Source organism: Pseudomonas sp. MF06569 (assembly GCF_059862735.1).
In genome coordinates, this window is record NZ_JCBCUZ010000046.1 from 1 (window position 1) to 23429 (window position 23429).

The following is a 23429-nucleotide window of genomic DNA, read 5'->3' on the forward strand; positions in this document are numbered from 1 at the left end:
GGCATGGGGTGTGGAGGCGGTGGGTGCCCGCCATTGTGGGGCACCACAAACGTGCGTGCGCCACCCCCTGCGCGCAGTTGCCAGGCCTGGGCGACAGCGGTGTGCAGCAGGCAGGCGCCGAGCACGCCACACAACAGCCAATGCAGGCGCTTCATGGTTGCGCCTCCAGGCTGTACTTGTCGGGGGCCCATTGCAAAGGCACTTCCTGTGCCCCTGGGGGGGGATCGAACTCAAAACTGCTGGCACTGATCGACGGGTTGAGTTGCCAGGTAAAGTCCACGCTATGGCGCGGGTGCTCGGGGATATCGCGGCGGCTGATGGTCAGGCGGCAAGGCAGAGGCTGCTCGCCCTGGCGCAGCCACAGTTGCCAGTCGATATCATCCTGGCGCAAGGCGTAGTGATCACAGCGCTGGCCTTGCAGCGTGTCACTGCCCATCAGCACGGCTGAACGCAGTCCGGCCTGTTTGGCGGTGTTGGCGTTCCAGCGAAACAGGTCGGCCAGGGGCAACTCGATACCGTAACGGCTGTTGAGCAGGTCAATAAGGGCATTGATGCTGGCTGGCGCTGGAGCGCTGGCGTAGTAGGTGCTGGGGCTCTGGTGGAGAGTAAAGTGCTTGCCGTTGTAATAGAGCGTGCGGCGCACGCCTTGATTGTCGACCGAGACCATCAGTTTGTCCGGCTGTTGGGCCAGCAGCCGGGTGGTATGACGAAACTCGACGGTCTGGCCGTTTTCAAGCACCTGGTCGGTCTGGCTGCTGGCCTCGACTCCAAACTGCCGGAGGCTGCGCAAGTAGCTGCCCATCCGCTCCAGTGCCTGCAAGGCCGCGGGCTCAATGGCGATGTCATCAGCGGCCTTGACCTGGCCACCAAAGGCCAGGAGCAGACCGAGCAAGGCATGACGCAAGACGGGCATGGGGGCGGCCTCTACCAGACGTACTGCATGCGCAGGGTCCAGGTGGTGATATCCGGCGAACCTTTGCGTTCGGTCACGGTGTCGGAGTAAGCCAGCAGGCCGCCGAACTGGGGCGTGAGCATAAAGCCCAGACTGGCGCCTGCCAGGGTGCTCTCCTGTTTGTTGTCCTGCCAGTCGCCGTCGATCTTGGTCTCGCCGCCGCGGGTGTAAGTGGCGTCCAGCGAGGCCCAGAGGGCGCGATTGATGGTGTAGCTGTAATGGCCTTCAATGGCATACAGCGGCTTTTGCTCAAGCTTGCTGTCGCCCTGGTATTCGTCGTTGTCACCGAACAGCGAAACCCAGGTGTTGAGTTCTAGCCAGGTAGGGCCGATGGGCGTGCCAAAGCCGATTTCCGGTTTGAAGACCCAGCGGTTGGCTCCGATATTGATCACCCGGTTTTTGTCGTAGTCACCGGTGGGCGTCGTTACCCACAGGGCGCCGGTGAGAAAGGTTTCCGGGGTCCATGTGGCAAATTCCTCCTTGCTCAGGGCCGGGCCGCCGAAGATGTTATGCGCCAGCACCACTTGGGCGTCGCCCATGCCGCCGTTGTGCTTGGTGCCGGTGAAAAAGCGGGCGTTGTCAAAAGACGCCGAGAGGTCGGCATAGGGTTGCAGGAACTGGATCGCGGTGTTGCGACCTTCTACGGAGAACGATCGGGCATAGCGCAGGATGTAGACATCAGCATTGAGCGACAGGCCGTCGATGGGCAGTGATGTGTCGATGGGGGTGTTGCTGTCGACGCGGTTGTAATACCCGAACAGCATGTTCAGGTCGGTGGGCGTGTTTTGCCAGTCGCGGGCATTGTCGGCCCAGCTTGCCAGCGGCATCAGGGCCAGCGTGAGTGCCGTGACACTGGCTTTGCGGGCGGTGCTTGATCCCATCGTATTGCTCCTTCAATAGCCCATGGCGCTCTATCGTCCGATGCGCGGCGAATTTATTTTTATTGACGCTAGCACTAACCCCGGGATTCGCTGTCGTGGTGGCTAAAAACTGCCGATTCTGTGGTCTGGGTCACTGTTAAATGACCAACGGCTATCTGCCCCGCAGACTTTGCTGGCTCTGGCCTGGGGGTTGAGTACTGGTTATTTAGCCACCTGTTCGAGCTGGCTGCGTGATATCGTATTGGCCTTTATCAAGGGGATTTCCAATGCGAATGCTGATTGGCGTTTTGAGCCTGGCCTTGCTGGCCGGTTGTGTGTCTCCTGCGATGGACACTGCCCGTAGCAAAGCCCCGGTCCGGGTGCTGGCGTCGGATAAAGCCACGGCGCTGGTCGCCGAATGCATCAAGTTTTCCTGGGAGGACGAAAGCGTCTTCGGGGTGGATGCCAGTGCCTATGTCAACAACGACAAGACCGGCCCACTGACGGTGTATACCCGTGGCGCAGAGTCCTTTGCCGATCTGGTGCCCCAGGGTACGGGCACTTCGGTGAGCTATTACGCCAAGCAACCGGGCGACGCTAGCGCCATGCGCCGTTTGGCGATGCTGGCGACATGCTTGTAAGTTCGTGAGGCTGCGGCGGTGGAATTGAGGCAGGGGTTTGTCCTGACCCGGCACTGGCGCGATACGCCGTCGGGTATCGAAGTCGACTTCTGGTTGGCGACCGATGACGGGCCGCAGCACGTGCGCCTGCCTTGTCAGACCTCGACCGCGTTCATCCCGACGGTGCAGCTCGCTCAGGCGCAGACGCTGTTGCAGGATGAACGGGGTGTGGCGTTTCGCGAGCTGCAGCTCTGCGATTTTCAATCGCGACCGGTCACGGGCCTTTACTGCCGCCAGCATGCCCAGTTGATGGACGTTGCCCAGCGTCTGCGGCGCGCCGGGGTCGATGTGTATGAGGCTGATGTGCGCCCGCCGGAGCGTTTCCTGATGGAGCGTTTTATCACCGCCCCGGTGAGTTTCGGCGGCCGGGCCCAGGACGATGGTTCGTTGCTGGATGCCCGGCTAAAGCCCCATCCCGATTACCGGCCACGCTTGAAACTGGTCTCGCTGGATATCGAGACCAGCGCCCAGGGTGATCTGTATTCCATTGCCCTGGAGGGCTGTGGCCAGCGTCAGGTGTATATGCTGGGCAAGGCCACCGAGGCTGACACTGCGGTCGATTTCGATCTTGAGTTCTGTGCGACCCGGGGCGACCTGTTGCTGCGCCTGAATCAGTGGCTGGCGCTGCATGATCCCGATGCAATCATTGGCTGGAACGTTGTGCAATTTGACCTGCGGGTATTGCACGAGCATGCCCGCCGGCTGGGCATCCCGTTGCTGCTGGGACGTGGGGGCAGTGAAATGCAGTGGCGCGAGCACGGCACCCGAAACAACCATTTTTTCGCCAGCGCGGCGGGGCGTCTGATCATCGACGGCATTGAGTCGTTGCGTTCGGCAACCTGGTCGTTTCCCTCCTTCAGCCTGGAAAACGTCGCCCAGATCCTGCTGGGTGAAGGCAAGGACATCAGCACGCCGTATCAGCGCATGGACGAAATCAACCGCATGTTTGCCCATGACAAGCCTGCGCTGGCGCGCTACAACCTCAAGGACTGCGAGCTGGTGACGCGGATATTCGCGAAAACCGAGTTGCTGACCTTTCTGCTGGAACGGGCCTCGGTCACGGGCCTTGAGGCAGATCGCAGCGGTGGTTCAGTGGCGGCGTTTTACCATTTGTACATGCCACTGATGCACCGCCAGGGCTTTGTCGCCCCCAATCTTGGCGACAAGCCACCCCAGGCCAGCCCCGGCGGCTTTGTGATGGATTCCCAGCCGGGGCTTTACGAGTCGGTGCTGGTACTCGATTACAAAAGCCTTTACCCGTCGATTATCCGCACCTTCCTGATCGATCCGCTGGGGCTGGTGGAAGGGCTGCGCGAGCCGAGTGACGAGGCCTCGGTGCCAGGCTTTCGCGGGGCGCGCTTTTCCCGAACCCGGCATTGTCTGCCTGCCATTATCGAGCGGGTGGCCAATGGGCGCGAAGTGGCCAAGCGGGAAAAAAACGCACCCTTGTCCCAAGCCCTGAAGATCATCATGAATGCGTTCTATGGGGTACTGGGTTCCAGTGGCTGCCGTTTTTTCGATACGCGACTGGCGTCGTCGATCACCTTGCGGGGACACGAGATCATGCTCAAGACCCGGGCATTGATCGAGGCCAAGGGTTACAGCGTGATCTATGGCGACACCGACTCCACCTTCGTCTGGCTGCGCAGCGAACACAGCGAACAAGACGCTGCTCGTATCGGCCATGACCTGGTGCAGCACGTCAACCAGTGGTGGCAGGCCCATGTGCGTGACGAGTACGGGCTCACCAGTACGTTGGAACTCCAGTTCGAAACCCATTACAGCCGGTTCCTGATGCCCACGATCCGCGGCGCCGAAGAGGGCAGTAAAAAGCGCTATGCAGGGTTGGTGGCCCATGCAGACGGGCGTCGGGAGATGGTCTACAAGGGGCTTGAGACTGTGCGCAGCGACTGGTCGCCGCTGGCCCAGCAGTTTCAGCAGGCGTTGTACCTGCGCATCTTCAATCGCCAGCCCTATCAGGACTATGTACGGGATTTTGTGCGCGGCACCCTGGCTGGGGAGCATGACGAACTGCTGATTTACCGCAAGCGCCTGCGTCGTCAACTCAGTGATTACGAACGCAACGTCCCGCCCCATGTGCGGGCGGCGCGGCTGGCCGATGAGTACAACGACCAGCAGGGACGGCCCCGGCAGTACCAGAACGGCGGCACCATCAGCTACGTGATGACCGTGGCCGGTCCCCAGCCGTTGGAGAACCGCACCGCACAGGTGGACTACGACCACTACCTGACGCGTCAGCTACAACCGGTGGCGGACGCGATTCTGGTATTTGTCGACGACGACTTCAGCGCGCTGGTGGGCGGGCAGATGGGGTTGTTTTAAGCGTCGCTGGCGGGTGGGGTGGCCTTGGATTTGGCGCGATCCTTGGCGGCCTTGGCTTCAGCGGCCAGGCACTCCAGGCAGAACTGCTCGGCGTAGCTCATGATGATTTCTGTGGTATCACCCTTGATCGTGCGCGAGCCTGCGAGGATGTAGCGCATGCGCTTTTCGGTCACGCCGATGCGCTGGGCAATCCAGGCCGGGGTCTGGCCGATGCGGTCTACCAGTTTGTTGGCGTATTCGGTGGAGTGGTTGTAGCGTTCAGCGTTGGGAAACATAGGGGGTCCATAAGCGTGGGGATAAAGCCGGAGGGCAGGGTACTCCTTTTCATCGCAATCGCCTGTATTTAAACCACCGGGCTGACGGGATACCTGGCGGCTAGGGTTTTGCCGGCCTGATCAAGCTCTCTGCCGGGATGTCAAACATCTCATGCAGTTTCCAGATCATGGGCAGCGTCAGCGCCCGCTTGCCATTGAGCACCTCGTAAACCCGGTTCTGCCTGCCGATAGCGGGCACCAGGTCGGCAGGTGACAGCCCGGACTGCTCCATCCTGAAGCGTATGGCTTCTATCGGGTTGGGCAGGTCCATCGGGAAGTGCTTCGCTTCATAGGCTTCAATCAAGGTAATCATGACATCGAGGTAGTCGCCCTGCGGGGTGCCTGGTTCCGGCTCATTGTCGAACAGGGGGGAAACAGCCTTCAGGGCGTCCTGGTAGTCTTGTTCAGTACGGATTGGGCGAATATTCATGGGTTACTCCAGTTCAACGGTATCGGCATCAATGGCGTCGTACTGTTTGTGGGTGCCGACGAATTTGATGTAAAGGGCGCTGAAGCGGTAAGCCACCGCGACCACGAGCCGATACTCATTACCTTTGATGTTGAAAACGACTCTGCTGCTTTTGAGAATGCTGGCATGGCGAAACTGGGCCTTGATGTCGGCGGGTGTTTGCCAGTCGGCCTGCCTGGCCTCATCTACCCAGCAAAGGAAGGACTGTTTCGAGCCCGGGTGCTTTTGCCAAAATTTTGTGAGCTGGCTGGTAGCAACAATTCTCATAAAATGATCCTAGTCCCACCGCGGGACTTTAGCAAGTGACTTCCATTTCAAAGCGGCTATTCAAATACCAAGCAACTCCCGTAAATGCCAGGCACAAAGTTCAAGAAAGTGTGTGGTGCCCCTCATGCTCCAAATCACGTGCCGCCTGGTATTTCTGAACTAGAGTTCCCCTCACTTACCAACAGACACGAGAGGGACTTTCATGACTGCGCTGGATGTTTTCTGGGTCGGACTGGGGGGCGGGCTGGGGTCGTTGCTGCGCTGGTGGATCGGGCTGCGGGTGGGGCAGTTGTATAAGGGCTCCTTGCCCCTGGGCACGTTTTTGATCAACGTCAGCGGCGCCTTTGTCATCGGTTACTTGAGCATCCTGTTTACCGTGGACTGGCGTGACCGCTATGGCGACTTCCTGAGTGCTGCCGTGCTCACCGGTATTCTTGGCGGCTACACCACGTTCAGCAGCATGCAGCTGGATGCTTCCAAGCTGGCCAAGGCCCGGGACCGTGCATGGGCGGCAGGTTATCTGATCATCTCGGTACTGGTCGGTCTGGCCGCCGCCGCATTCGGCGCCTGGCTGGCGCGCTGACACAGGAGCAAACACCATGCTGAACATGATTATTCTGATTTTCGTCGGTGGCGCGTTTGGCGCCATGTGCCGCGAATTTGTCATGCTGTCGGTGCCGCGCCTGGCCGACGGTTTCCCGATGGATATTTTTGTCGTCAATATCGTCGCCGCCTTCCTGCTGGGAGTGGCCACGTCGCTGTTCAAGAGCAACCGGATCAATCAGTACGTACACGTGATGGTCGGCACCGGGATCATGGGCGGGTTGTCCACGTTCTCCAGCTTCGTGTTCGGCGCCGTCGAAATGATGAAAGACCCAAGCGGTGTATTTGTCTCCCTCTGCTATCTGGTACTGAGCCTGGTAATCGGCTTTGTCGCCGTTGAGCTGGGCCTGGTTGCCGGAGCAAAGGTCACGCCGCTGCCCGCATCAGACAACTCGTAACCAGGGTTGCAACGGCCATGAAAAAGCCCTCGTCAGAGGGCTTTTTTTGTATCCCGGCCAAAGGCTCAGGCCAGGGATGTACGCTTGCCGAAGAACATCTCGGTGATCAGGTCATTGTTGATCTCATCACCCTGCAATGTGCGCACCAGCAGCTCACTGCCCAGCAACGGCAGCGACAGCACCATGGTCGGGTTGACGCGTTTGACCTTGGGCATGTTCCGCGTTTCGTTGACCAGCGCGATGATCTGGGTGTCATCCCCGGCGACTTCCTTGGCCGCCAGAATGGTGAACACGTTCTCGGCGTCGCTGTCGCACAGGGTCACGATGTATTTGGCGTCCTCGGCACCGGCCAATTTCAGGGTTGAAGCGGCCGATGGATCACCTTCGATAATGTCGGCCTTTTCGGGCAAGTCGTGCTGACTGCCGGTGGCGCACACGACTGTGACGTGCTCGCCGCGATCGGTCAGGCCTTTGTAGACGTTTTGTGCCAGTGAACCGACGCCGACGAGGATGTAGTGATTTTTACGGGCCATGTGGGTAATCCTGCCTTTAACGATTCGTTGGATGTTGTTGCTGATCAGCGGGCCGGCAATGGACGCCACCGAGATCGCGAAGATGGTGATGCCCAGGATGATCACCGTCAGGGTGAAAAACCGCGCATCGGTGGTATGGGGCACGATGTCGCCAAACCCCACGGTCGACATCACCACAATGGCGAAGTAGAACGCTGACGGCAGGTCGGTGACAGGGGGAGCGAATCCTTCACCGATGTAGAGTGTGCCCAAGGTGCTGTAGACGATCAGCGAGGCGATGCTGACCACTGCAAAGAAGCTGCCCGTGGCCAGGCTGTAGTGGTCAAACCGGCGCCAGTAGAAGACCAGGACCGCAATCGTGAAGAGTGAAAAGAAGGTCACTGCGTCGGTTTTTTTAAGGATGAAAAAATCAACGCAGACGGTGGCTACCAAGAGCAGTAATGCAAAAAACCAGCTGATACGCGACTTGATCAACAGCCCCAGGGACATCAGTACCAGTACAAAACCCACTACAAAACCTGGGATTTCCAGCAAGGCTAAAAAGCTCAGAGCCTCCTTCCATGAGTCAAACGAGCCGGAGACGGTATTGGCGTGAGCAATGCCACGCTGCAACACCGGCATGAATAAAAGAAAGCCATTGATCGCCACCAGCAAAGCGACTCCATAGGCAAAGGAGATACGATTTTTTACGTCCTGTAATAAAGTCATGGCACCTACGACGCGTCTATTGAGGGGTGAAGGGAGTGTAGGCCAGGTTTTCCTGGCTGCCACACGGGGTCTCGGGTGCTGGGTCTTTTTCAGGTATTGGCTGCCAGTTGGTCATAACCGCGCAGGTAGTAGTTGAGGGCCGAGATCAACCAGCACAGCACAAACATGCCGATGATCCAGTAGCCAATTTCGCCGAAGTTTTCACTGATGGCATTGATCGGCGTCCATATTCCGCCGGTTAGCTCAAGCTTGTCGGCAATCAGTCCCAATGCTTCGACGCCGCCGATGAACAACGCAACCACCACCGAGGCGGCCGTGATGGTGATGTTGTAGTAGAGCTTGCGCACCGGTTTGGAAAACGCCCAGCCGTAGGCACCGATCATCACGAAGTTGTCCAGTGAATCGATCAGGGCCATGCCCACGGCGAACAGTATCGGGAAGACCATGATCGACCACAGGCTAATGCCGTGGGATGCGCTGGTGGCGCTGATGCCCAGCAGGCCGATTTCGGTGGCGGTATCAAAGCCCAGACCGAACAGAAAGCCCACCGGGTACATGTGCCAGCTTTTATTGACCAGGTTGAACACCCGGCCAAAGATGCGCGCCATCAGGCCACCTTTGTTAGTGGTGATCAGGTCCAGCTCTTCGGGTGGCAGGCTATGGCCGGCCTTGACCTGCCTGAACTTCTTGTACACCGAGATCAGGATCACCAGGTTGAGCACGCCGAACAGCAGCAGGAACACCGAGGACACCAGGGTGCCGATCAATCCGCCGGTTTCATGGAACCACTCCATGTCGTCCTTGAAAGCCATCGCCGTGACGGCGATGGCAAAGGATGCCAGGACCACGATGGTGGAATGCCCGAGGGAAAACCAGGTGCCCACGGCAATCGGTCGCTTGCCCTGCTGCATCAGTTTGCGGGTGACATTGTCGATGGCTGCGATGTGATCGGCATCCACGGCGTGGCGCAGGCCGAAGCCGTACGCCAGTAATGCGGTGCCCATCAGTACCGGGTTGTTGCCAAACTCGATAAAGGCCCAGGCCCAGGCGAGGAGGTTGGCCAGAATCAATCCGGCCAGCAAGTAAATGGCACGACGCGTGGTGTTCGACGGTTCGGCATTGACCAGGGGTTGGGCAATCACGGTCATGGGAAGGCTCCGGCAGGGATCGGACATTATTGGCGGTGGGCCGGCATGACGTCTTTGTTGGGCACCAGGAACAACCAGGAAGCCAGTACAAAGGGCATGGTCAGGGTCGGGATGCCTGCCGGGCCCAATACTGTATTCAAGGCGCCCTGCACAAAGACAGTGAAGATCACCCCGATCACGGTGTAGATCAGTACCCGCCAGCTTGGCTTGTTGAAGGTCGAACCCAGGGCGATGGCCGTCAGCACGGCGCTGAATGCATACAGGCCGTTATTGATACTGCTGTGTTCGGCCTGCAGGACCACGGCGGTCAGGACGGCCAGCAGCGATCCGAGAATACCGAACACGGCAGCCCACAACGATGACACCGCCAGCCCTGCGAGAAACAGCACGCTGCCAATCACCGTGCTGATCAGGAACACTTCAGAAACACCGTAGAACGTACTTTTGAACAGGTCGATGCCGTCGAACAGACTGGTGTTGTAGGCGACCAGATCATGGGGCAGGTTGGGCACGGGCAGGGAGCTGTTTTCCAGGCCGCCAAAGGCATAGCTGGCCAGCAGCATGGTCCAGGTCACCAGTACGAAGGGGGCGGTGAGCGCAGCGACTTTCCAGGTTTTCAGGATGTCGGCGATGCAGATTGTGACGATCACCGAGACCGCGCTGCCCAGGATGATGCACAGCCACAGGATGGGGGTGACGGCAAGAAAGGTCGGCAGGGCGACACCCACCAGGCAGCCGTTATAGCCATACAGGCCGGCTTTCCAGGAGGTGTGGTCCTTGAGGTGCATGCCGGTGAAGGTTGCTACCACGGTGCCCAGTACACTGCCGTAGGCCACTGCCGGATTGCCTTCGGCAAAAGCCCCGACAAAGATCGCGGCAAAGAACAGCAAGCCGGTCAGGGGGTTGTTCTGGAACATGACTTGAGCGCAACCGCGCAGAGTGACGTCGATAAACTCAAGGACGACGTTGCCATCCGCCACTTTTGACCACTTGGATGCAGTTTCCATATTGACTCTCCCAATTGTGCATTCGGCCAAGAGCCGTCCTGATATGTCCGGATATTGCGTAGCAGCTGCCGTAGGAACGAGGCTGCGTCTGGCGGCGCAGTCGTCGCAAAATCAGGCACTGCGGTGTGCCAGTCAAACCCTGTCCTCAGGGATTACGACGGCTGCGCCGTCGGACGCAGCCTCGTTCCTTCGGCAGCTGCTACACAGCTACTTCCACAAAAACTGCGGCTGAAGTGTCAGGCCCAGGATCTCTTCGCGGGCGACTTTCCAGAACTCGCGGATTTGCGCCTTGACCTCACCGCTGTCGTTGCCCAGTACCTTGAAAATCAGCCCGCAGTCGTTCGGCAGGCGGGTAACGCCGCTGGCCAGCCCTGCGCTCATGTCGAAGAGCGCCGGGATGCGCTCCACAATCCGGTCGTGATGCTCCTTGGGCGTGAGCAGCACCACGTTGCCGAACACGTCGAAGGTCTGCATGACACCAATGGCGTCCAGGCTCTCCTTTTTCGGTTCAAGAATGTACTTCTCGACAAACAGTTCGCGGCCCTCAAGGTTTTCAGCGCTCACTCGCGAGGAGTAAACGTCAAAACCGAAACGCTCATCGACATGGTGGTATTTGCGCCCCGACATCAACACTTCGCAGTAGATCGCCGTTGCCGTGGGGTGGATCTTGATCTGGGTGCTGGTGATAAACCGCGCATTGCGATGGGGGATCAGCGGGTCTGGCATAAACTCCAGATAGCCGCCTTCCTCGATTCGCAAGTGCTGGATTTGCGTGGCGTAGTTGGCATCCATCGAATGCACTTTGGTCGCTGACTGGGTGGTGACGTGCCCGCAGGCACCCACCCCTACATTGACGTCAGTGGCCAGACGATCGCCCTGCAGCACGCAGCCCGAAGTCGAGATCATGGTCACACAGGGCAGCTCGGGCATCACCTCGTCCCAATACAGGGCCCGCTGCACCAGCGACGGCACGCGCCGCTCCATGTCCGCCAGCACGCTGCGATTGCCGCGCTTTTCAAAACCCAGTCGCAGGTAGCCGCTTTTTCCCACGGCACCACTTTGCATTTGTGGAGGTTCGTCCTGGTACTGCGACAGCTCCGGCGCATCATTGCCCAGTGCGTGAGCGCGCAGCCGTGACGGGGTGTTCACGATCTGGCTCTGCGCTGTCATGCAGTGACCTCACTCTTGACCGCCGGTTTTTGGGCGAACAGGAACATGTGCTCGATCATGTCCACCAGTTGTTCAATGCCGTGGCCGGTCTTGCAGTTGGTGAGGATGTACGGACGGTTGCCGCGCACCACCTTGGTGTCGCTTTCCATGACATCCAGGCTGGCGCCGACATAGGGCGCAAGGTCGATCTTGTTGATGATCAGAATGTCTGCCTGCACCAGGCCCGGGCCATTTTTACGCGGGATTTTTTCGCCTTCTGCCACGTCGATCACGTAGATGTAGAAGTCGGCCAGGGCGGGGCTGAAGGTCAGGGTCAGGTTGTCGCCGCCGCTCTCGATCATGATCAGGTCGCTGTCGGGGAACTTCTCTTCCATTTCCTCGACCGCTGCAATGTTCATGCTCGGGTCTTCACGCACTGCGGTGTGCGGGCAGGCACCGGTCTCGACACCCAGGATCTTGTCTTCGTCCAGGATCCCTTTGAGGGTGCGCTTTACCTGCTTGGCGTCTTCGGTGGTGACGATGTCGTTGGTGATGATCAATGGCTTGTAGCCACGGTTGATCAGAATCGGAGTGATCACTTCGATGATCGCGGTTTTACCTGAACCGACCGGGCCGCCAATACCAATACGAGTAATCTTTTTCACGGTTATTTCCTTACCAGATAGGGGAGCTGATTGAGCGTCGACCACGTCAACGCAATCCGGGAGTATCAGTTCATGAACAGCCGCACGTGTGCTTTCACGTGAGCGGCGGCGAGCACATCGACGATGGGTACATAGGACGACATCTGTTCGATATCACCGATTTCAGCGATGTCGCAGAAGGCTTCAATGTCGTGGTTGAGTTCGAACAGAATGTGCTGGGTGTCCAGGTGCGTGACCCGCATGAGGCGCATGGCGGCGCTGAGGATGGTCATGGCGACACCGTACTGGTGCATCACCACCACTTCCCTGGCGCCAATGCCCTGGGTCGACATCACCACGGCCTGGGTGACGGGGTAGGTGCCCGCCGCGTTGCCGGCCTTGATCTGCTCCAGCCACCAGCGGACCAAGGGTTTTTCGACGACATGGATCGACATTTCGGCCAGTTTTTTACCCATGCGCGTCGCCATCAACCGGCTTTCTTCGTTGAGCTTGCGGTTATTGACCGCCCAGTCCGCGCGCAGGATCCCGTCGCGGTCTTCGGCGACACAGGCCCGGTGTGCGGCGACCACGCCCATGCCGTCACAACTGGCCGCTTGTTTGAGCGCCGTGAGGACAAAGCCCTTGAGGGTCGCGACATCGTGAACGATGCCTTTCTGAATGGCGGATTCCACGCCGTTCGAGAACGAAAAGGCACCCACTGGCAATACGGAATCGCCAAACTGCATGATGCGAATTAGATCTGATGCGTTCATCAAAGCGCCTTCTTGCCGGATTCAGTGCTTATGGCTGTGAAACGTATGGCCATTGTCGTGGCTGTGACTGTGCGAGTCGTGACTGTGCAGGCCCTGGATCTTGAGGGCTGCCGCGTCCAGCTTGTCTTGCGGGCTGGCCACGTGAACGTGGGTGTCGGTTTCTTCGGCGCCGCCAAACAGCAGGCGTGCCTCTGAAGTGGTCAGCAGGGGCAGGACTTCAGCGCCGCCGACAAAGGCATACGGCAAGTGTTGAAAGCCGTGGGTGCGCATCACCGAATCCATCATTTTGGTTTCGACCGTGAGCGGGATGTACACCTCGTTGTGTTTGGTCACGGCTTTCCAGTGCTGGTTGCCCAGGGCATGGCCCAGTTCGAAGCTGGTCTTGATCAGGACGTCCAGGGGTTGCTGTTTAAGTTCCTTGAGGTCAATCACCATCACGTCGCGCAGGTTCAGTTGCACCACGACGGCGGTGTTGGTGGCGTCATCCCACATCAGCACATCACCGTCGGACAGCACGACGTTGCGCTCCAGCGAGATACCCAGGTCCAGCCCGCCGAGACTGGTGCGCCGGCAGCGACTTTTTTGCGCTTCACGCTGGTCCAGTACCAGAAGGTCGACATTGGCGCTTTCCAGTTTCTGTTTCCAGTGCGGGTCTTTCTTGGCGTTGCCCAGAATGTGTTCAATCAAAATCACGTCGCAAACTCCTTCCCCGAATCATTTGCCGGGCGTTTGCCGCCGGGGATGAATGCGTCCCCGGCGGCTGCCCGTTCAGACTTTAGCCAAAGAAATAACGCTGGTTCATGGTGGCCACGTCGATGGGTTTGCACGTGGCGTGCACACCGTCGACTTTTACGGCGAAGGTTTCAGGGTCAACTTCGATAAGCGGCGTCTGGTCGTTGCGTACCAGGTCTTTTTTGGAGACGGTGCGACAGCCCCGTACTGCCACGACCTGACGTTCCAGCCCGGCTTTTTCTTTCACGCCGTCCTCCAGGGCCGCTTGCGACACGAAGGTCACGCAGGTGTCCTGCACGGTTTTGCCGAATGCGCCAAACATCGGACGGTAGAACACCGGTTGCGGGGTTGGCAGGGAGGCGTTCGGGTCACCCATCGCGGCCCAGTTGATCATGCCGCCCTTGATCACCATCTTCGGCTTGGCACCGAAGAAGCGCGGATCCCAGAGCACCAGGTCGGCCATCTTGCCGACTTCGACCGAGCCCAGCACGTGGCTGATACCCTGGGCCAGGGCCGGGTTGATGGTGATCTTGGCCACGTACCGCAGTACACGGAAGTTGTCGTTGTCGGCACTGTCTTCCGGCAGTTTGCCGCGCGAAACCTTCATCGCATGGGCGGTCTGCATCACGCGCAACCAGTTTTCACCGACCCGGCCCATGGCCTGGGAGTCACTGGAGAACATGGAGATAACGCCCATGTCCTGCAGCACGTTTTCGGCGGCGATGGTTTCCGGGCGTACCCGGCTTTCGGCAAACGACACGTCGGCCGGCACGTTCGGGTTGAGGTTGTGACAGACCATGATCATGTCGAACAACTCGGCCTGGCTGTTGACACCATAGGGCAGGGTCGGGTTGGTCGAGCTCGGCAGCACGTTGTTCTGGCTTGCCACCCTGATGATGTCGGGGGCGTGACCGCCACCGGCGCCTTCAGTGTGGAAGGTGTGGATGGTACGACCTTCGAAGGCATCAATGGTGTCTTCGACGTAGCCACATTCGTTAAGGCTGTCGGTGTGCACCGACACCTGGACGTCCATCTCGTCGGCAGTACGCAGCGCATGGCGTATGGCGTTTGAAGTTGCGCCCCAGTCCTCGTGAACCTTCAGACCGGCGACACCGGCGATGATTTGCTCGGCCAGCGGGTCGCGGCCGAAGGAGTTGCCTTTGCCGAGCATGCCGACGTTGACCGGCAGCCCTTCGAGCGAGCGCAGCATCTGGCGGATGTTCCACGGGCCTGCGGTCACGGTGGTGCCGTTGGTGCCGTCGGTAGGGCCGATGCCGCCGCCGAAGAAGGTGGTCACGCCGTTGGACAGCGCGTGGTAAGCCTGTTGTGGCGAGATCAGGTGAACGTGGGTGTCGATCCCGGCGGCGGTCAGGATCAGGTGCTCACCGGAAATGGCGTCGGTGCTCACACCCACCACCAGGCCGGGGGTCACTCCGCTCATGGTGCCCGGGTTGCCGCTTTTGCCGATACCGACAATCTTGCCGTCACGCACGCCCACGTCGGCTTTGATCACGCCCTGGATCGCGTCGATGATGGTGACGTTGGTGATCACCAGATCCAGCACACCGTTGTCGCGGGTCAGGGTGTTGTCGGCCCCCATGCCGTCTCGCAGGGATTTGCCGCCGCCGTAGACGGATTCTTCGCCGTAACCACGTAAGTCCTTTTCAATCTCGACAAACAGGTTGGTGTCACCCAGGCGGATTTTGTCGCCCGTGGTAGGGCCGAACAGGCCTGCATATTCTTTGCGTGAAATGGTTGGCATCGGTGGCTCCTTTTCTAATGCCGCGCGGGCGTCAATGACTCAACGGCGCGTGTGCAAAATATGAAAATGCTGTGGTTACTTGTCGTTGACGGGCTTGGCAGGCTTGGAGAACTTGAACCCGTGATCGACTGCGCGCTGAATGGCCTGGAGTTTTTCCGGGCGTTCATGGTTGCTGGTCATTTTGTCCGGTGCCCAGCCATCCACCAGGTTGTTGAAGCCGTAAAGGGTTTGCTTGCCACCGTAAGGGATCAGCGGCACCTCAATTTCGTCACCCGGCTCGAAGCGGATAGCGGTGGTGGCTGAAATATTCAGGCGCTTGCCAAACGCTGCGGCACGGTCGAACTCAAGGGCACGGTTGACTTCGAAGAAATGAAAGTGAGAACCGATCTGGATCGGACGGTCACCGGTGTTACGCACTTTGACTTTGGTGACAGGGCGGTCTTCGTTGAAGGTGATCGGTGTGCTGGCGTAAATGGTGCCGCCCAGGGGGACATCCGCTTCATTGCCCTTGTGTACGCCGCCTGGATTTTTGGCGTGGGGGATGGTGTGCTTGGGATGGGTATCCTGGTGCGGTCCTGCGGTCTCTTTGGTGCTCATGACTGATTCCTCAAAACGTGGAAGTTTTGCGTTAACCGGGTGTGGAGCAGGCGGTTACTTGATCGGGTCATGGACCGTGACCAGACGGCTGCCGTCGGTGAAAATCGCCTCAACCTGAACATTGGGAATCAGGTCGCTGACACCTTCCATCACGTCATCTTTGGTCAGCACCTTGCTGGCCTCGGTCATGACATCTTCAACCGACTTGCCGTCCCGCGCGCCTTCCAGTGCGGTCACGGTGATAATTGAAACAGCCTCTGGATAGTTCAATTTCAAGCCGCGAGCCTTGCGCCGGAATGCGACGTCCGAGAGGGTGTAAACCATCAGTTTTTCGACTTCTCTGGGGGTGAGCTGCATAAGCCCTCCTATTTACAGTGCGGTAGGAATTAAAGTTCTGGAGTGCAGGTCAGGCGTGCGCGCATGCCTAACACTCCACACGTCGGGAGCGTGCAAAGGCGGGTTGAGGTTCGGGTGGTTTTTGGGTGCAGGTGGTCGTTTCATAGGCTCAACCGTTCAAATCCATTAATACGGGTGCGAGCAGAGCCTAGACCATAATTCCCGGCAGGCCAGGCGAAGAAGGAGGGTGGCCAAGAGGGAGTTGACACATGCTGAAATTAGGTGTTTTTAATATATTTCGTTATAAAACATAGGCTTATATTGTTTTTTGTATGTTCTTGAATCGTCTTTTTTAGCTAGAAAAGCGTTTTCTGAGTACGAAAAAACCACATTTCTTGTGCTTTAAGTCATCGAAATGGTGTGCGTGTTCGATTAATGGCTGTCCTCAGCGCGCAAGGCAGGGACCTGAATGGCGAGTGCAGCCCGTGTGGCTTTCGCACTGCGCCTGGTCAACGAACCGTTCAGGTCGACGCCAAAGCGCTATTTTTCACTCGGAAGTTTGTCGTTTTTAAACAAGTGCCTGTGGTTGTTCTGATAGAGCGCGCTGTGCAGTTGGTCATTGAGCTCAGTCAGTTGCCTGAGCATTTCTAGGCTCAGCCAGACATAGGCGTAAAAGGGTGTTTCAGTGATCTTGCCATCAAGGCTCTTGAGAACAAGCTCATGCAAGTCGTGGGTTTTCTGGCGCAGTTCGCCACTGATCTGGTTGTTTGCGATGCCCAGGCACAATTTGTTCTGGAGTGATTCCAGGGCTTGTGGAATCAGTTGGTGAAGGTCACTCAATGCCGGTTCGCTCTCAATCAGCAGATGGCTCTCGCGCGAAGACCAGTACGCATCGATCATCAGGCTCATGGTCGCCAGCATGTTGCGGTGCAGGGTTTGCACGGCCTCGAACACTTGTGGCTTGAGGTTGGTTTCTTTGCTCGCGGGAGCGATGTAGTTGCGTAACTTGATAATCGCATCCAGTTCATCCTTCAACTGGTCTTCCAGGTCGGGGCGCTCGGCGATCCGGGGGGAGAAGTACGCCGCGTACAGCTCATTGATCTTGCCCAGGCTTGCGCTGAGTTTGATCCGCAGGTCGGTGTAGGCCCGCAGGGGATAAATGCTGGTATAGAGCATGGCCAGCAAGGAACCTGCCAGTACGTAGCCACTGCGGGTGAGTGCGGACTCCATGTCATTGGGCGGGGCGCAACTGACCACCGCCAGCGTTGCGCCGATCAGCAGGGCCATGTAAGGGTGTTTGCCGAGGGTCAGGTAGCCGGCGATGAACATCAGGACGCCGGACCACACCAGCATGAGGGAGAACGAATAGGTTTCCAGGTACAACCCCACCAGCCCCGACAGCGCACCAATGATGGTGCCGCCGGTACGTTGCACGGCCCGGGAGGACACATTGCCCCAATAAGGCTGCGGCCCCATCACGATGAGCATGGTGATCAGGGCATAGGAGGCGCCGTCGAGTTTGAAGTAGCGGATGACAACAAAGGTAATCAGGAACGCCAGGCTGATACGGGTGGCATGGATCCAGTGGTTGTATTTGCAGGCCAGTTTTTCCAGATTTGAAATCTTTTTACCCAGCTGCATAGAGTCCCCAATCGTTGTAATGGATTGGGCTGCCAGCGTAGTTCAGGATGGGTGGGTCCACCACTTGGGATGGCTCTGCTTTGGGGCGCAGAGAAATGGCAGGCGTAAAAAAGGCCATTACCATCATGGGGATCCGGTAATGACCAAAAATTCTCAACCAAAGAGAGCGTCAGGCATCAACCTGACGGGCGGCAATGTATCAAGGTCAAACTTAGTTAGCTAGCTAAGTGTGCGCGAAACTGTTTTACCTGATGCGCAACAATGGTGCATGGCGAGCCGGCTAGGCACGCCAAGCGTTACCCGATACCCTTTGGCTCATGCAAATACCTGACTTGAATCTGCTTGTTGCCTTGAACGTCTTGCTCGAAGAAGGCTCGGTGGTGGGCGCTGCCCGGCGCATGAACCTGAGCGCTCCGGCCATGAGCCGCACCTTGACCCGAATCCGTGAAGTCTTGAATGACCCTATTTTGGTGCGTTCAGGCCGTGGGCTTGTCCCCACTCCCAGGGCACTGGAGTTGCGTGAGCAGGTGAGGGGTGTGGTTGAGCTGGCGCACGGGGTGTTCACCCAAAGCCAGAACAGTGATTTACGTGAGCTGGAGCGCACGTTCAGCATTCGCGCCAATGACGTGTTCTTTGGTGTTTATGGCGCTGCGTTGCGCCAGCAAATGGCCCTGGAAATGCCCAAGGCCACGTTGCGGGTCGTGCCTGAGGGGTTTACCGATGATGAGGCGTTGAATGAAGGCCGCATTGACCTGACCATCTGCGCCACCAACCGCTTCAGCTCGGATATCAAGGTGCAAAGGTTGTTCACCTGCCCCTTTGTAGGGCTGGCCCGGGAGGGGCATCCGATTTTCGATGAGCCCATTACGGCCGGGCGGTTTGCCGGTTTCGACCATATCAGCGTGTCACGCAGGGGGCATGCCCGTGGACCGATCGATACGCTGCTGGCCGAGCAGGGGCTGGAGCGCCGGGTGTCGTTCACTACGCCGACGTTCTACTCGGCGATCTTTGCCTTGACGGGGAGTGATCTGATCTTGCCTTTGATGCCCCAGATGTTGCTCAAAACCCTTGAGCCACTGGGCCTCAAACTGCGTCCGTTCGAGTTGCCGCTCACGTTGCAGCCGGTCGATATCGTCCAGGCCTGGCACCCGCGCCTGGACAACGATCATGCCCATCGCTGGCTGCGTCGCACCCTAAAAACCTTCTGCGACAATGCGCTGACTTAGGGGTTGGCCGCCTTTGTGGGAGCGGGCTTGCTCGCGATTCGGACCGCCGGGTGAGTCAGGCATGGTGGGTTGATGCCATCGCGAGCAAGCCCGCTCCCACAAGTGCGCAGATTATTGCGTCTGGCGCACTCCACAGTTAGTTATTTATCAGTTTTTATAGCTATTTCACCTGAATAAACTGTCCGTCATCTATCAAGTCGACGGAGTGAGCCATGTATTGGCGGTTTGATCATGGGCGCAGTCTGGCGCCTGGAGCAGGGGTGTGACGGCGCTGGTCGCAGGCGTCGCGGCCCCGGCACCGTCCCCGGCGGTCAGTACGGCATTTGGCCTGCGGATTTTTACCGGTCTGCTGGGCGTGTTGCTGGCGGTGCTGGTATCGGGGTTCAACGAGAATGTCACCAAGGTGGCCATGCCCGATATTCGTGGGGCAATGGGCATCGGTTTTGACGAAAGTACCTGGTTGCTGGCGGTGTATTCGGCCACGTCCATCAGCGCCATGGCCTTTGCGCCCTGGTGTGCAGCAACCTTCTCTTTGCGACGTTTTACCCTGTGTGCCATAGGCGCCTTTTTGCTGCTGGGCATCCTCTGTCCGTTGGCTCCCAATGTCGATGTGCTGATGCTGCTGCGCACCTTGCAGGGTTTTGCCGGTGGTGCCTTGCCGCCCATGCTGATGTCGGTGGCGCTGCGTTTTTTGCCGCCGGGCATTCGTCTGTACGGGCTGGGCAGTTATGCGCTGACGGCAACCTTTGGTCCCAGTTTTGGTACGCCACTGTCTGCCTGGTGGGTGGAGTACGCCGGGTGGCAATGGGCGTTCTGGCAAATCATCCCGCTGGGCCTGTTGGCGATGGCCTGCGTGGCCTGGGGTTTGCCCCAGGACCCATTGCGGCTGGAGCGCTTCAAGCAGTTTGACTGGCGCGGTCTGCTGCTGGGGTTGCCGGGCCTGGTCATGCTGGTGCTGGGGCTGGAACTGGGCCAGCGGATGAACTGGTTCGAATCGCCGATGATTCAGTTTTTTATTGTCGGGGGCTCGGCCCTGATGGTGTTGTTTTTTATCAATGAATGGTCGCACCCGCTGCCGTTTTTCAAGTTGCAGTTGCTGAAAATCCGCAACCTGGCCCATGCCTTGCTGACGTTGGGCGGGGTGCTGTTTGTGTTGCTGGCGGTGATCAAGATCCCGTCCAGTTACCTGGCTCAGGTGCAGGGTTATCGTCCCCTTGAAACCGCGCCAGTCATGTTGATGGTGGCGTTGCCACAACTGATAGCCCTACCGCTGGTGGTCGCGCTGTGCAACCTGCGCTGGGTCGATTGCCGCTGGGTGCTGGCCATTGGTCTGGCGCTGCTGGCGCTGGCGTGCGGGATTGGTTCGCAGGCGACTTCGATGTGGACTCGCGAGAATTTTTACGGGTTGCAGGCGATTCAAATCATCGCCCAGCCAATGGCCGTGATCCCGTTGTTGATGCTGGCCACGGGCGGCCTGAACCCGGCGGACGGCCCGTTTGCATCGGCCTGGTTCAACACCGTCAAAGGTTTTTCAGCGGTTGCAGCAGGCAGTGTGCTGGGCGTGTTGACCCTCAATCGCGAGCACTTCCATTCAACGATGTTGCTCGATCGCCTGGGCAACTCGCCGCTGGTCAGTACCGGGACAGATCTGGCGCGCCGGGTTCATCAGCAAGCGGTGGTGCTGACGTCTGCCGATCTTTATCTGTACATGGCCGTCCTGGCGCTTTTATTGATTGTGTTAATCCCTTTTGGCCCCACGCGGATCTACGCGCCGGGCACACCTGTTGGAGCAGTGAAATGAGTACAACAAGCGGGCGCAAGCCTTTGATCGTGGCCGGCGCGGGTCTGGCGGTCTTTATCGTGCTGTACGGGGTGTGGCGGCTGGTGTTTGCCACGGGCACGGTGCAGAACACCAACGATGCCTTTGTCAGCGCCGATTACACCCTGATTGCGCCAAAAGTCGCGGGGTTTATCGACGAGGTGCTGGTGCAGGACAACCAGCCGGTGAAGGCCGGGCAGTTGCTGGCGCGGATCGATCCGCAGGACTACCAGGCTGCCGTGCAGGCGGCGCAAGCCAGTGTCGCGACGGCGCAGGCACAACGGGTCAATGCACTGGCGATGCTGGAACGTCAGCGTTCGCTGATCGAACAGGCCAAGGCGACGGTTGATGCAGATCTGGCACAGGTCGAGTTTGCCGAGCATGAGTTGCAACGCTATCAACATCTGGCGGGGCAGGGTGCAGGCACGCTGCAAAATTCCCAGCAGGCAAAAAACCGCTCGCTGACCGCCCGGGCCGAGCTGGCCCAGCACAAGGCCGCCCTGGAAGCCGCCCGCCAGCAAACCCGCGTGCTGGCCGCCCAGGCCACCGCAGCTCAAGCGTCGGTTCAGTATGCCGAAGCCTTGCAGGCGCGGGCCGAACTGGACCTGTCCCACACCCAACTGACGGCCCCTTTTGACGGTGTGGTGGGACGACGCAGCGTGCGTCTTGGCGCCTACGTAAAACCCGGCGATACCGTGCTGGCGGTTGTACCGCTGGCGGATGCCTTCGTGGTTGCCAATTTTCTGGAGCATCAGCTTACGAACATGCAGGCGGGGCAGCGTGTGACGATCCAGGTCGACAGTTTTCCCGGCCAGACCTTGCAAGGCACCGTCGACAGTATTGCGCCGGCAACCGGTGTGACGTTCTCGGCCATTGCCCCGGATAACGCAACGGGCAACTTCACCAAGGTGGCGCAGCGCATTGCGGTGAAAGTGACGCTGGATCAAGGGCAGTTGCTGGCCAGTCAATTGCGCCTCGGGATGTCGGTGAATGCGTCCATCGATACGGCGACTGCGCACGACCAGCAGGTCAGCACACGATGAAAAACACTGCATTGGCCTGGGCTGTGGCCTGTTACAGCGTGCTGACCTTAAGTGGTTGCGTGGTGGGCCCGGATTTTGAGGCGCCCGTGCCCGCGCTGGCAAAGAACTGGGCGCCCGTTGCCACCCAGGCGGGACATAGCCGGGCCGTCGAGTCGGCAATAGACCCGCGTTGGTGGGACCGTTTTGGCGATCGTCAACTGTCGGCCCTGGTGCGCGAGGCGCAACACAGCAACTTTGATGTGCAACTGGCGGCCAGCCGTCTGGAGCAAAGCCTTGCGATTCGCCGTCAGATTAACGCCGACACCTTGCCCAAGGTGGACGGTACGGCTGCTTACAGTCGCAGCCGTAACAGCCAGCAGGGTTTGGGTGATCCTTCGGGGTACAGCGGCAAGCAGGCGTTCAACCTGTGGAATGGTGGCCTGGGTTTCAGTTGGGAGGCCGACCTGTGGGGCAGGGTCAAGCGCTCGGTCGAAGCGGCTGATGCTTCGGTGCAAGTGGCGGCAGAGGATCGTCACGGGGTGCAGTTGCTGGTGATCGTGCAGACCGCGCAGCACTACATTCAGCTGTGCGGTACGCAGCAGGCACTGGCGGTGGTGGAGCAAAATCTGCAGATTGCCCGCCGTAGCCTGGAGCTGACCCGATTGCAACTCAAGGAGGGAGTGGCCACCGACCTGCAAGTGTCGGAAGCCGCCGCCCAGGTGGCCGAGATTGAAGCGCGCATGGCACCGTTGCAGCAGCAAAGTGCGCAATTGATCAATGCCCTGAGCCTGCTGCTGGCCCGCGAGCCACGGGCCTTGCAGCAGCAATTGAGCGCAGTGGCGCCGGTGCCGGCCTATGGCGCGGATGTGCCGATTGGCTTGCCCAGCGAGTTGGCCCAGCGTCGTCCCGATATCCGCCGTGCCGAGGCGCAACTGCATGCGGCGACGGCAGCGATCGGCATGGCCAAGGCTGACTTTTATCCCCGTATTACCTTGTCTGGAAGCCTGGGAATGCAGGCCATGCAGCTATCGGACCTGGGCAGTTGGGGGGCGCGCAACTTTGCGTTCGGGCCGGGGTTGAGCGTGCCGGTGTTTGAGGGTGGGCGTTTGCAGGGGGCCTTGCAATTGCAGGAAGGGCGACAACAAGAGGCGGGCATTGCCTATCAAAAAACCGTATTGCGGGCCTGGCATGAGGTGGACGATGCGCTGGTAGCGTACCAGGCCAGCCAGCGTCGACGTGACAGCCTGCAGCAGGCGGTGATGCACAGCCAGCGTGCGCTGGATAGCGTTCATCAACAGTACGCCCAGGGCACGGTGGACTTCCTGAACGTGTTGACCGTGCAAAACGCGCTGCTGGCCAACGAAGCGGCACTGGTAGACAGCACCGCGCAGGTGTCGCTGTCGCTGGTGGATGTGTTTGGTGCATTGGGTGGAGGGTGGCAGGGGT

At 59.1% G+C, this 23429-nt stretch carries 23 protein-coding genes and 1 pseudogene; 8 read left to right on the forward strand and 16 right to left on the reverse strand.

Going from position 1 to position 23429, the window contains the following annotated elements; genetic code table 11:
• Window positions 1-151: 151 nt before the first annotated feature.
• The gene (locus AC19YQ_RS23995; RefSeq protein ID WP_500596099.1) at window positions 152-913 is read right to left on the reverse strand and encodes a DUF2092 domain-containing protein; all 762 of its coding nucleotides are present in this window, start codon (window positions 911-913) and stop codon (window positions 152-154) included.
• 11 nt (window positions 914-924) lie between these two features.
• Complete coding sequence (locus tag AC19YQ_RS24000; RefSeq protein WP_219261222.1) at window positions 925-1833, reverse strand: transporter; 909 nt, start codon at window positions 1831-1833, stop codon at window positions 925-927.
• 266 nt (window positions 1834-2099) lie between these two features.
• Between AC19YQ_RS24000 and AC19YQ_RS24005 the strand changes: the two genes are divergently transcribed.
• Both AC19YQ_RS24005 and AC19YQ_RS24010 read left to right on the forward strand, forming a co-directional pair.
• Window positions 2100-2453 (forward strand): hypothetical protein, encoded by a 354-nt coding sequence (locus AC19YQ_RS24005; RefSeq protein ID WP_219261223.1) that lies wholly within the window; start codon window positions 2100-2102, stop codon window positions 2451-2453.
• An 18-nt stretch (window positions 2454-2471) separates the two neighbouring features.
• The gene (locus tag AC19YQ_RS24010) at window positions 2472-4835 is read left to right on the forward strand and encodes a DNA polymerase II (RefSeq protein ID WP_500596100.1); all 2364 of its coding nucleotides are present in this window, start codon (window positions 2472-2474) and stop codon (window positions 4833-4835) included.
• Here the strand turns inward: AC19YQ_RS24010 and AC19YQ_RS24015 are convergent.
• The 3 genes from AC19YQ_RS24015 to AC19YQ_RS24025 form a co-directional block, all read right to left on the reverse strand.
• Window positions 4832-5110 carry a hypothetical protein gene (locus AC19YQ_RS24015; protein WP_133077592.1) on the reverse strand — a complete coding sequence of 93 codons (279 nt, stop codon included), beginning with the start codon at window positions 5108-5110 and terminating at the stop codon, window positions 4832-4834. The genes AC19YQ_RS24010 and AC19YQ_RS24015 overlap by 4 nt on opposite strands.
• 100 nt (window positions 5111-5210) lie before the next feature.
• The gene (locus AC19YQ_RS24020) at window positions 5211-5579 is read right to left on the reverse strand and encodes a helix-turn-helix domain-containing protein (protein WP_500596101.1); all 369 of its coding nucleotides are present in this window, start codon (window positions 5577-5579) and stop codon (window positions 5211-5213) included.
• 3 nt (window positions 5580-5582) lie between these two features.
• Window positions 5583-5885, reverse strand: a complete 303-nt coding sequence (locus AC19YQ_RS24025) for a type II toxin-antitoxin system HigB family toxin (RefSeq protein WP_500596102.1) — start codon at window positions 5883-5885, stop codon at window positions 5583-5585.
• 202 nt (window positions 5886-6087) lie between these two features.
• Here AC19YQ_RS24025 and crcB (AC19YQ_RS24030) point away from each other — a divergent pair, with 202 nt between their 5' ends.
• Window positions 6088-6468 (forward strand): fluoride efflux transporter CrcB, encoded by a 381-nt coding sequence (gene crcB, locus AC19YQ_RS24030; RefSeq protein ID WP_133077595.1) that lies wholly within the window; start codon window positions 6088-6090, stop codon window positions 6466-6468.
• Between the two features lie 16 nt (window positions 6469-6484).
• Entirely contained in the window at window positions 6485-6886 is a 402-nt protein-coding gene (gene crcB, locus AC19YQ_RS24035) for a fluoride efflux transporter CrcB (protein ID WP_500596103.1), read from the forward strand.
• A gap of 65 nt (window positions 6887-6951) precedes the next feature.
• Here crcB (AC19YQ_RS24035) and kch read toward each other — a convergent pair whose 3' ends face one another.
• The 11 genes and pseudogenes from kch to AC19YQ_RS24090 form a co-directional block, all read right to left on the reverse strand.
• Window positions 6952-8127, reverse strand: a complete 1176-nt coding sequence (gene kch / locus AC19YQ_RS24040) for a voltage-gated potassium channel protein (protein WP_339475438.1) — start codon at window positions 8125-8127, stop codon at window positions 6952-6954.
• An 89-nt stretch (window positions 8128-8216) separates the two neighbouring features.
• A complete protein-coding gene (locus AC19YQ_RS24045) occupies window positions 8217-9275 on the reverse strand; it encodes a HoxN/HupN/NixA family nickel/cobalt transporter (protein ID WP_133077598.1) in 1059 nt (352 codons plus the stop codon).
• A gap of 26 nt (window positions 9276-9301) precedes the next feature.
• Entirely contained in the window at window positions 9302-10282 is a 981-nt protein-coding gene (gene yut / locus AC19YQ_RS24050) for an urea transporter (protein WP_133077599.1), read from the reverse strand.
• A 207-nt stretch (window positions 10283-10489) separates the two neighbouring features.
• Window positions 10490-11452 carry an urease accessory protein UreD gene (locus tag AC19YQ_RS24055; protein WP_133077600.1) on the reverse strand — a complete coding sequence of 321 codons (963 nt, stop codon included), beginning with the start codon at window positions 11450-11452 and terminating at the stop codon, window positions 10490-10492.
• Window positions 11449-12096 carry an urease accessory protein UreG gene (gene ureG / locus AC19YQ_RS24060; protein WP_500596104.1) on the reverse strand — a complete coding sequence of 216 codons (648 nt, stop codon included), beginning with the start codon at window positions 12094-12096 and terminating at the stop codon, window positions 11449-11451. Before ureG ends, AC19YQ_RS24055 begins: the two co-directional genes overlap by 4 nt.
• A gap of 65 nt (window positions 12097-12161) precedes the next feature.
• A complete protein-coding gene (locus AC19YQ_RS24065; protein WP_133077601.1) occupies window positions 12162-12848 on the reverse strand; it encodes an urease accessory protein UreF in 687 nt (228 codons plus the stop codon).
• Between the two features lie 21 nt (window positions 12849-12869).
• Complete coding sequence (locus AC19YQ_RS24070; protein ID WP_133077602.1) at window positions 12870-13541, reverse strand: urease accessory protein UreE; 672 nt, start codon at window positions 13539-13541, stop codon at window positions 12870-12872.
• An 82-nt stretch (window positions 13542-13623) separates the two neighbouring features.
• On the reverse strand, window positions 13624-15342 hold the full coding sequence (locus tag AC19YQ_RS24075) for an urease subunit alpha (protein ID WP_133077603.1): 1719 nt from the start codon (window positions 15340-15342) through the stop codon (window positions 13624-13626).
• Between the two features lie 195 nt (window positions 15343-15537).
• A pseudogene (locus tag AC19YQ_RS24080) lies at window positions 15538-15939 on the reverse strand (urease subunit beta); the annotation flags it as partial.
• A gap of 54 nt (window positions 15940-15993) precedes the next feature.
• Window positions 15994-16296 carry an urease subunit gamma gene (locus tag AC19YQ_RS24085; protein ID WP_016781195.1) on the reverse strand — a complete coding sequence of 101 codons (303 nt, stop codon included), beginning with the start codon at window positions 16294-16296 and terminating at the stop codon, window positions 15994-15996.
• Between the two features lie 519 nt (window positions 16297-16815).
• The gene (locus tag AC19YQ_RS24090) at window positions 16816-17916 is read right to left on the reverse strand and encodes an FUSC family protein (protein ID WP_133077604.1); all 1101 of its coding nucleotides are present in this window, start codon (window positions 17914-17916) and stop codon (window positions 16816-16818) included.
• 317 nt (window positions 17917-18233) lie between these two features.
• On the opposite strand from AC19YQ_RS24090, the gene AC19YQ_RS24095 reads away from it, so the two are divergent.
• The 4 genes from AC19YQ_RS24095 to AC19YQ_RS24110 all read left to right on the forward strand — a co-directional run.
• Window positions 18234-19142 carry a LysR substrate-binding domain-containing protein gene (locus tag AC19YQ_RS24095; RefSeq protein WP_133077605.1) on the forward strand — a complete coding sequence of 303 codons (909 nt, stop codon included), beginning with the start codon at window positions 18234-18236 and terminating at the stop codon, window positions 19140-19142.
• A 262-nt stretch (window positions 19143-19404) separates the two neighbouring features.
• Window positions 19405-20943, forward strand: a complete 1539-nt coding sequence (locus AC19YQ_RS24100) for an MFS transporter (protein WP_500596105.1) — start codon at window positions 19405-19407, stop codon at window positions 20941-20943.
• A complete protein-coding gene (locus AC19YQ_RS24105) occupies window positions 20940-22004 on the forward strand; it encodes an HlyD family secretion protein (RefSeq protein WP_500596106.1) in 1065 nt (354 codons plus the stop codon). The genes AC19YQ_RS24100 and AC19YQ_RS24105 overlap by 4 nt, the downstream gene beginning before the upstream one ends.
• A partial coding sequence (locus AC19YQ_RS24110; protein WP_500596107.1) for an efflux transporter outer membrane subunit occupies window positions 22001-23429 on the forward strand: 1429 nt, incomplete at its 3' end. The genes AC19YQ_RS24105 and AC19YQ_RS24110, both read left to right, overlap by 4 nt.

Bases quoted from the DNA above. Each gene is read 5' to 3' on its own strand.
- AC19YQ_RS24065 (WP_133077601.1), bottom strand. From the start codon at position 12,848: ATGAACGCATCAGATCTAATTCGCATCATGCAGTTTGGCGATTCCGTA.
- kch (WP_339475438.1), bottom strand. From the start codon at position 8,127: ATGACTTTATTACAGGACGTAAAAAATCGTATCTCCTTTGCCTATGGA.
- crcB (WP_133077595.1), top strand. From the start codon at position 6,088: ATGACTGCGCTGGATGTTTTCTGGGTCGGACTGGGGGGCGGGCTGGGG.
- AC19YQ_RS24095 (WP_133077605.1), top strand. From the start codon at position 18,234: ATGCAAATACCTGACTTGAATCTGCTTGTTGCCTTGAACGTCTTGCTC.
- AC19YQ_RS24090 (WP_133077604.1), bottom strand. From the start codon at position 17,916: ATGCAGCTGGGTAAAAAGATTTCAAATCTGGAAAAACTGGCCTGCAAA.
- AC19YQ_RS24015 (WP_133077592.1), bottom strand. From the start codon at position 5,110: ATGTTTCCCAACGCTGAACGCTACAACCACTCCACCGAATACGCCAAC.
- AC19YQ_RS24105 (WP_500596106.1), top strand. From the start codon at position 20,940: ATGAGTACAACAAGCGGGCGCAAGCCTTTGATCGTGGCCGGCGCGGGT.
- AC19YQ_RS24055 (WP_133077600.1), bottom strand. From the start codon at position 11,452: ATGACAGCGCAGAGCCAGATCGTGAACACCCCGTCACGGCTGCGCGCT.
- crcB (WP_500596103.1), top strand. From the start codon at position 6,485: ATGCTGAACATGATTATTCTGATTTTCGTCGGTGGCGCGTTTGGCGCC.
- AC19YQ_RS24020 (WP_500596101.1), bottom strand. From the start codon at position 5,579: ATGAATATTCGCCCAATCCGTACTGAACAAGACTACCAGGACGCCCTG.
- AC19YQ_RS24085 (WP_016781195.1), bottom strand. From the start codon at position 16,296: ATGCAGCTCACCCCCAGAGAAGTCGAAAAACTGATGGTTTACACCCTC.
- AC19YQ_RS23995 (WP_500596099.1), bottom strand. From the start codon at position 913: ATGCCCGTCTTGCGTCATGCCTTGCTCGGTCTGCTCCTGGCCTTTGGT.
- AC19YQ_RS24005 (WP_219261223.1), top strand. From the start codon at position 2,100: ATGCGAATGCTGATTGGCGTTTTGAGCCTGGCCTTGCTGGCCGGTTGT.
- AC19YQ_RS24000 (WP_219261222.1), bottom strand. From the start codon at position 1,833: ATGGGATCAAGCACCGCCCGCAAAGCCAGTGTCACGGCACTCACGCTG.
- yut (WP_133077599.1), bottom strand. From the start codon at position 10,282: ATGGAAACTGCATCCAAGTGGTCAAAAGTGGCGGATGGCAACGTCGTC.
- AC19YQ_RS24075 (WP_133077603.1), bottom strand. From the start codon at position 15,342: ATGCCAACCATTTCACGCAAAGAATATGCAGGCCTGTTCGGCCCTACC.
- AC19YQ_RS24045 (WP_133077598.1), bottom strand. From the start codon at position 9,275: ATGACCGTGATTGCCCAACCCCTGGTCAATGCCGAACCGTCGAACACC.
- AC19YQ_RS24025 (WP_500596102.1), bottom strand. From the start codon at position 5,885: ATGAGAATTGTTGCTACCAGCCAGCTCACAAAATTTTGGCAAAAGCAC.